Origin of the sequence: Klebsiella sp. Ech2A (assembly GCF_030078455.1) — a bacterium.
Lineage (GTDB): Bacteria > Pseudomonadota > Gammaproteobacteria > Enterobacterales > Enterobacteriaceae > Klebsiella > Klebsiella terrigena.
On sequence record NZ_JAQGFU010000204.1, the window covers coordinates 1 to 7,198 of the forward strand.

Consider the following 7,198-nt stretch of genomic DNA (forward strand, 5'->3'; position numbering starts at 1 on the left):
GCGGTTGACCGCCTCTCTACCCGCCTGCAGGATGCCGGCTTTGAAATGTCCCTGAGCCTGAAGGCGAAATGGCGCCCGGATCTGGATGCGCTGGAAATTTGCCGCGAGCACGGCCGCGAAATCGCCCGCCAGTGGGCCCTCTCCCCGCTGCCGGCCAGCGCCGATAAAAAAACGTCGGCTGAGCAGAGCGACTGCGCCTGCGCCGCCGCAGCGGCGGCCGACCTCGGCCCGTCAATGCAGTGCAGCGTGTGCCAGTGGATCTACGATCCGGCGAAAGGCGAACCGAACCAGGACGTCCAGCCAGGCACCCCGTGGAGCGACGTACCGGATAACTTCCTGTGCCCTGAGTGCTCTCTCGGCAAAGATGTCTTTGACGTTCTGGCAACGGAGGCAAAATGAGTGATGGCATCGTCATCATCGGCTCGGGCTTCGCGGCCCGCCAGCTGGTAAAAAATATTCGTAAGCAGGACCCGCAGATCCCGCTGACGCTGATCGCCGCCGACAGCATGGATGAGTACAACAAACCGGATCTCAGCCACGTCATCAGCCGCGGTCAGAGCGCCGACGATCTGACCCTGCAAACCGCCGGGGAGTTTGCCGAACAGTATAATCTGCGCCTGTTCCCGCATACCTGGGTGAGCGACATCGACGCCGAGGGCAAAGTGGTCAAAAGTCAGGATCGCGAGTGGCGCTACGACAAGCTGGTGCTGGCGACCGGCGCCGCGCCCTTTATTCCGCCGGTGCCGGGCCGCGAGCTGATGCTCACTCTCAACAGCCAGCGGGAGTACGGCGCCGCCCAAACCCGGCTCCACGACGCGCGGCGCGTGCTGATCGTCGGCGGCGGGCTGATTGGCTGCGAGCTGGCGATGGATTTCTGCCGCGCCGGCAAAGCGGTGACGGTGGTCGACAACTCCGCCAGCGTGCTCTCAGCGCTGATGCCGCCGGAGGCCAGCAGCCGCCTGCAGCATCGGTTAACCGATATGGGCGTCCACCTGATGCTGAAAACCCAGCTCGAAGGGCTGGAGCAAACCGCCGACGGCATCCGCGTAACCGTCGATCGCCAGCGCAGTGTGACCGTAGACGCGGTGGTTGCCGCCGCCGGCCTGCGCCCGGAAACCGCCCTGGCGCGTCGGGCAGGCCTTGAGATTAACCGCGGCGTGGTGGTCGATAGCCGCCTGCGCAGCAGCCATCCGGCAATTTTTGCCCTCGGCGACTGCGCCGAAATTAACGGCATGGTGCTGCCGTTCCTGCAGCCTATTTTGCTCAGCGCCATGTGCCTGAGCAAAAATCTGCTGGAGCAGCCGGGCGAGCTGAAGCTGCCGCCGATGCTGGTGAAGGTGAAAACCCCGGATCTCCCGCTGCATCTGGCCGGAGATACGCGGCGCGAAGACCTGACGTGGAATATCGTGGCCGCTAACGATGGCCTGGTGGCTAAAGGCGTGGATGCGGAAAACCAGCTGCGCGCCTTTGTGGTCAGCGAAGACCGAATGAAAGAGGCCTTTGCCCTGCTCAAGCAGCTGGTAAGCTAAGCGCTTTCCCGGGTCGCGACGTCAACGCCTTGCCCGTGTATGGATACCCTCCGTTATACAACCCCTCTCTTCGGTTGTGTAACGGGGGGATATTGCGTTCGTATATCCGGCCCCTCTCTCAACACCATCACCATCGTATACGGCCAGGATGCTATCTGCGCCCCTGCTTCCTTTTGGGCTATCGACTTGTTTGTCAGAGCGCCTTAGCCAGACCAGCTTATTATCCGAGCCTCCTTTAACAGCTTAAAAGCCGTTTTCTCATAGCTGTAATCCTGGTTTAACAGCCCGAAGGGTGTGTCAGAACCAACGACGACTGCGGCCCGCTTATTATGAGAAATGTTTATCTGGTAAAAATGCTCAACCAATTGCGTCCATTGCTGCCTGGTTTCGCAAAGTGAATGGGCTAACGCCAAAAGACGTGTGTGAAAGGTTCAGAGTACCCTGCAGGCCTACGCTCGCCTGCCACGGACAGAATCACCGCAAAATCCTTCAGGACGAGAATTAGTTTTACCCCTACATTTAGTGGTGGCTACGTGAAGGAGGTTCATCTATTCTGCCTTTATCAGCGAGCAGGCCGGAGTCCCTCTTTGTGGATAATCCCATTCTTCAGAAAACCCTCATCATCTTTATTCTCATTCTGTGGGTAATCGATGAATTCCGGACCAGGAAAAGAAAAACCGCTGACCCCGCCATTGAAGCCGCTGATGCCAGGGAGCGCCATCAATGGCGCTATCTCAGATGGGGATTCCGGGCAGTACAAGCGGCAGCGACGGTGTATATCGTCGTTCAGCTAATTCAGGTATTGCTGAGATAGATGCCGCAGGCAGGTACAGCTGGACAGAGACATTTTACTGTCCAGATGGGCCTCGGTGGGTGCCGTGGTGTAGGTCCCCTGAGTGCCAGTTGCGGACGTTGCTAACATAATTCAAGAAGATTAAAGTACTTCGGAAACGATTTTGTTAGAATGTTTTAATTGTGTAATCAGGATACATTTTCTTATGAGAGTATATGCGTATTTTTATATTACAATCAGAAGTTTATAACCTGAATTTGTGATAGTAAAGTTGCGTAATTAATTATGTTAACATTGAAAAAATCATAGGAATGCTAGTGATAAAGCCTGAAATTACATCTCTATTCAAATACTGCTCTATCGGTAAGAATCAATTAAGTGCTCTTGCACAGCGGAAAATCTGGTACTCAAAACCGGCAGGATTTAATGATCCTTTTGACACCCAATTTTATGTGAGAGGACAAAGGCATGTGTACGAACGGGAAATGGACTCTGAAAAATTATCAGCCATTTTTGGTGAAGATATGTCAGATGTAATAGTTTCCCAAAAACGCTCTCTTGATGAACCTTTGGACAGATTTAAAAGCGGTTTAGAAAAGTTAGGTATTCTTTCACTAGCAAGCAGTAACAAAAATTTGCTGATGTGGTCGCATTATGCTTCTGAACATAAAGGTATGTGCCTAGAGTTTAAACGCATCGTCGGCACAGCCTTAGCAGATGATAAAATAACCAGGCCGATGAATTACAATGATAGTTATCCATCGATACAGGCGAGTTCAATTTTAAATGAAGTCGATACATTATCTAATAAAATTAGAATATTACACACAAAATCTAAACATTGGGAATACGAGCAGGAGTGGAGGCATGTAGTTGAACAAGGTAATGAGTTACATCCTTGGCCCGCAGAATTAATTTCTGTCTATTTCGGCTGTAAGACAGATATGTCAGATATACATTTGGTAAGAAGCATAATTGCGGACCCAAATATTAATTACCAGAAAGGGAATTTGTACAGTGATAAATTCGACATTTATTTTCAACAGATATAATTACTTAAAAACATATCTACATTAACTAAGTTAAGTATTGTAAAGACATCACGATCGATTGAATGTCCGCTGTTCGCTCAAAACTGCCTGTCATGCCTGCTTAAAAATGGCGTAGTGCAGGACATGAAACCTACCGGACTGAAAGTAAAAAAATCTTTTCTGTCTGCTTTGCTTCAGAGGCGGAAAATTATATCCTAAAGAAAGTGCCTCCCGGGTTACATTGGAAGTTTTTTAAGGAATAAAAATATTCACCAAATTTTTATCAATTTCTTTCTATTTAATTCAGCCCTTTACATTAGGAGTTAAATTTATATTTTAGAACGCTCATTACTATTGATTCTGACTTCATTAGGATCAAGATAGTCAAGTAAATCAATTAGTGCATGTTGCAATTCCTGTAATCGAATGCGATAAGCTTGTATGTTTTCCGTCATTTTAACAACTTCGTTTTTCAACTCCTTAAATAAAAACTCGTTACAAAATGCGTCTTTTTTTATGAATTCACCATAGCCGATACAATTATATCCATTATCCCTTTTGATTAACATCTGTTCGCCAATAGCTCTTTGTTCTCCCGCAAAGAAAATAAAATAAGGACCAAAGCTATCTGTTTGTATCAATGAATATATTCTACTCTGCAGTTCTGATAGTTTGCGAGTCTTTAAATCATTTTCAAGATTCAGAAATTGAACGTCAATTCGAGCGGCTTCTGTCCATGCAAAAAATTGAGCCACAAGAAAAACAGTATTGTTTATAACATATTTTTTATTTCTATCACTTCCATTATGATAATACCGTTCAATGAACCCTCCTTTTAATATGTTATAAATTCGACTTTGTAAGTCAGCAGCAGATCTAATCAATGGCTCAAGATAATATTGATGTTTCCTCTTTGCCTCCATGGCATTATTTATTTTATTAACCCTATTCTGATTGAATGTGGTAATTCCAACAGAAATAATAACGGAAGCTATGGCAAAAACTCCACCGATGATACTCGAAATTAATGTCACATTCATCATAACCTCTTGTTGGCATTTAATCATTCTGATAATTTGGCTTGCTTTGATTCAACCTTCAAATACAAGTTTCGTCAATCATGTTACCCTATTAAATCTAAAGATAAACTAATTTTTTACATGAATTTTGTGACAAAGATAGCTTTAATGAAAGGCCTTATAGAGTTACTTGGCCATAAAAATTCTTACGATGAATTCGAATGCAAAATCCGCTCCTCGCTCATAGCCGCCCTTTAGCGTTACCGTTCACCTTGTTGCCCGAGCCATCTGGCTCGCCCCAGTGTCCAGGGAACGGGGAAGGTATTCGTCAGTCCGCCGTTCTGGCGGAAGGCATGGGATAGATACCCTCAATGCCGCTACCCATGGCAAAAGCCCCGTGTACTCCTATTAATAATGCAACGTTACATGATTTTATATTCTTTCCTGAATCCCCTTCGCAATAATCAATATTGTCCATGAAATATATACTGTGTTTTTATTCAGTACGGTGTAATAAATAAAGCCAGATAAAACCTTCACCTGTCATAACGGAAGGATGGAATAAGCAGGAAGATTTTTAAAGAGCGCGGTATGAAAGTGTTACCAGCACCTCCACACCGCTAACCACAGACAACTAGACTGGAGTTGAATATGGCTGAGCAGAATTTTAAGCCAGAAAGTGCTATTGCCAAAATAGATTCTGATGAATCAGAAACGAGTGGTAAAAATTGCGAGCTGCTACGTAAAAAGTCCGTTAAGCACTTGCAGAATAAATCCGCAGCGGAGTCATCGCAACCGCTTAGCCGCACGGAGCTTTATGACCGTATGCGGCATGACTATATCCCGCTCGAGGGTGAGTGGCTTTCGCAGGCCGGATTTACGCCGGGTATGCCGGTAAAAATCAGAGTGATGCCAGATTGCATTGTGATCACCGCCCAGAACAGCCGGGAGCTGTTCGGCTGTGCCGAAGGGCTAAGCGCGGCTCATTTCAGCAAGAAGAAAATGGACTTGTGGATCAAGACGTTCCCCGGTGCGCTTAACGATACCGGTGACCTGCCGGTCATCCGGCGGGAGAAGCCCGGCTATGATTGCCTGAAGCGAAGCCGCGACTGACCCTTAAGGTAAAATCCCGGCTCAGGCGGCCGGGACGATATCCCCCGACCTACTGCGCCAGATTGTCGTATCCGCGCCAGCGATAGTTCACCACCGACATCACCCAGCAGGCGACAAACAGCCCGATAACCACAAAGCCGGCGTTGCCGAGATTATCGTTCAGCGCCCCCACCCAGCGCCACGGCCCGCCGCTGAGCGCAAACTTATCCATCAGCAGACCCAGCGCCTCCATGCCGCCGATAAACAACGCCACCACCACCGAAGTCCCGGTAATGGTCATATTGTAATAGAGCTTGCGCTGCGGCTTGCTGAACGCCCAGCCGTAGGCGCCGACCATCAGCACGTTATCGAGGGTATCCACCAGCGCCATGCCGCTGGCAAACAGCGCCGGGAAGACCATAATCGACCAGATAGAGATGCCGCTCGAGGCGCTGGCGGCGGAGATCCCCAGCACGCCAATCTCGGTCGCGGTATCAAACCCGAGGCCGAACAGAAAGCCGACCAGGTACATCTGCCAGCTGCGGCTAATCAGGCGGAAGGTTTTGCCAAACAGCCAGCTCATCATGCCGCCGCCCGCCGCCACCTCATCGCTGACCCTCTCCCCGCGCTTCCACGCCTGAAAGCTGCGCCAGACGCTGCGCAGAATAACCAGGTTGATAAAGGCCATCAGCAGCAGAAACAGCGCCGAAACGGCGGTACCGATCGCGCTGCCGGTATCGTGAAACCAGCTCATCTGCTGGCCGAACGCCGTCGCGGTAGCGGCAATGGCGGCGGAGGCCAGCACCACAATCGACGAGTGTCCCAGCGAGAACCAGGCGCCCACGCCGAACGGGCGCCGCCCCTGCTGCATCATCTTGCGTGTCACGCTATCAATCGCCGCGATATGATCGGCATCGACCGCATGACGCAGCCCGTATCCCCAGGCCAGCAGGCTGGCGGCCATCAGCGCGCCGCTGTCGCCAAAGGACTGCCACGCCCAGACCCAGGCGACCAGGTTGGCCACAATAAGCCCCAGCACCAGCGCTGCGGCACGCGGCTGCTGGCGTAAAATCGTCACTATCATGATGGTGTCCTGTGAGCCTGCCAGCGGGCGGCGGCGACCGCCGCCTGACCAAACGCGATGGCTCCATCACCGGCAGGCAGCTGATGCGGAAACAGCAGAGTAAAATCCGCCAGATAAAACGTCAATCGGCAAACCAGCAGCCGGTTGTGCAGCACCCCGCCGCTAAACACCAGCGTAGAGATGCCGCGCCTGACGGCGTGATCGCGCACCATTGCCGCCAGCCCGCGGGCCAACGCATCGTGAAAGGCCCAGGCCTTGTGCGCCGGCTGCGCCTGCCAGCCTAGCCACAAGCGCCAGAAGGTAGCGAGATCCAGCTGGCCGTCGCGACACGGCAGGCTAACCGGATGGTCGACACCCTCGCAGGTCGCCGCCAGCGCCTCCAGCCGGCAGGCCGCTTCCCCTTCGTAGCTCAGCGTGGTCGGCGCGCAGCCCAGCGCGCAGGCCACGGCGTCGAACAGCCGCCCGCAGGAAGAGGCCTGAGGCGCATTAATCCCCCGCTCGACGGCGCGGGCAACCAGCGGCCACGCCTGCCGGAGCAGAACCTGGGTTTCAGGATAGCCTTGCCACTCCGGCACAAAGGCCAGACAGTGGGCCAGCAGGTTGCGCCACGGCTGACGCCCTGCCAGATCGCCCCCGGGGAGGCCCACCCC

Annotated in this window: 8 protein-coding genes; 5 read left to right on the forward strand and 3 right to left on the reverse strand. The window is 51.7% G+C overall.

All coding sequences use genetic code 11. From position 1 onward, the window contains the following. From PFH44_RS22945 to PFH44_RS22960, 4 genes are all read left to right on the forward strand, one after another. Positions 1-399: rubredoxin (locus tag PFH44_RS22945; protein ID WP_283826260.1), on the forward strand; the 399-nt coding region annotated here is incomplete at its 5' end. After that, positions 396-1,529, forward strand: coding sequence for an NADH:flavorubredoxin reductase NorW (gene norW / locus PFH44_RS22950; protein WP_076946050.1), 1,134 nt, complete (start codon positions 396-398; stop codon positions 1,527-1,529). The genes PFH44_RS22945 and norW, both read left to right, overlap by 4 nt. A 589-nt stretch (positions 1,530-2,118) precedes the next feature. Next, entirely contained in the window at positions 2,119-2,343 is a 225-nt protein-coding gene (locus tag PFH44_RS22955; protein WP_283826261.1) for a hypothetical protein, read from the forward strand. Between the two features lie 290 nt (positions 2,344-2,633). Then, positions 2,634-3,374: a DUF2971 domain-containing protein gene (locus tag PFH44_RS22960; RefSeq protein ID WP_283826262.1), complete on the forward strand. Its 741-nt coding sequence runs from the start codon at positions 2,634-2,636 to the stop codon at positions 3,372-3,374. A gap of 308 nt (positions 3,375-3,682) precedes the next feature. On the opposite strand, the gene PFH44_RS22965 is transcribed toward PFH44_RS22960, so the two are convergent. After that, the gene (locus tag PFH44_RS22965) at positions 3,683-4,393 is read right to left on the reverse strand and encodes a lysogenic protein (protein ID WP_283826263.1); all 711 of its coding nucleotides are present in this window, start codon (positions 4,391-4,393) and stop codon (positions 3,683-3,685) included. A gap of 630 nt (positions 4,394-5,023) precedes the next feature. On the opposite strand from PFH44_RS22965, the gene PFH44_RS22970 reads away from it, so the two are divergent. After that, the gene (locus PFH44_RS22970) at positions 5,024-5,485 is read left to right on the forward strand and encodes a SymE family type I addiction module toxin (RefSeq protein WP_283826264.1); all 462 of its coding nucleotides are present in this window, start codon (positions 5,024-5,026) and stop codon (positions 5,483-5,485) included. Positions 5,486-5,534: 49 nt separating this feature from the next. Here PFH44_RS22970 and PFH44_RS22975 read toward each other — a convergent pair whose 3' ends face one another. Together PFH44_RS22975 and PFH44_RS22980 are read right to left on the reverse strand one after the other, a co-directional pair. Beyond that, positions 5,535-6,548 carry a HoxN/HupN/NixA family nickel/cobalt transporter gene (locus PFH44_RS22975; protein WP_283826265.1) on the reverse strand — a complete coding sequence of 338 codons (1,014 nt, stop codon included), beginning with the start codon at positions 6,546-6,548 and terminating at the stop codon, positions 5,535-5,537. Beyond that, positions 6,545-7,198, reverse strand: a 654-nt coding sequence (locus PFH44_RS22980) for a Kae1-like domain-containing protein (protein ID WP_463671567.1), incomplete at its 5' end; no start/stop codon positions are given. The genes PFH44_RS22975 and PFH44_RS22980, both read right to left, overlap by 4 nt.

What these genes read in the sequence shown, in the direction of transcription:
- PFH44_RS22965 (WP_283826263.1), bottom strand. Translation starts at nt 4,393, where the DNA reads ATGAATGTGACATTAATTTCGAGTATCATCGGTGGAGTTTTTGCCATA.
- PFH44_RS22975 (WP_283826265.1), bottom strand. Translation starts at nt 6,548, where the DNA reads ATGATAGTGACGATTTTACGCCAGCAGCCGCGTGCCGCAGCGCTGGTG.
- norW (WP_076946050.1), top strand. Translation starts at nt 396, where the DNA reads ATGAGTGATGGCATCGTCATCATCGGCTCGGGCTTCGCGGCCCGCCAG.
- PFH44_RS22960 (WP_283826262.1), top strand. Translation starts at nt 2,634, where the DNA reads ATGCTAGTGATAAAGCCTGAAATTACATCTCTATTCAAATACTGCTCT.
- PFH44_RS22970 (WP_283826264.1), top strand. Translation starts at nt 5,024, where the DNA reads ATGGCTGAGCAGAATTTTAAGCCAGAAAGTGCTATTGCCAAAATAGAT.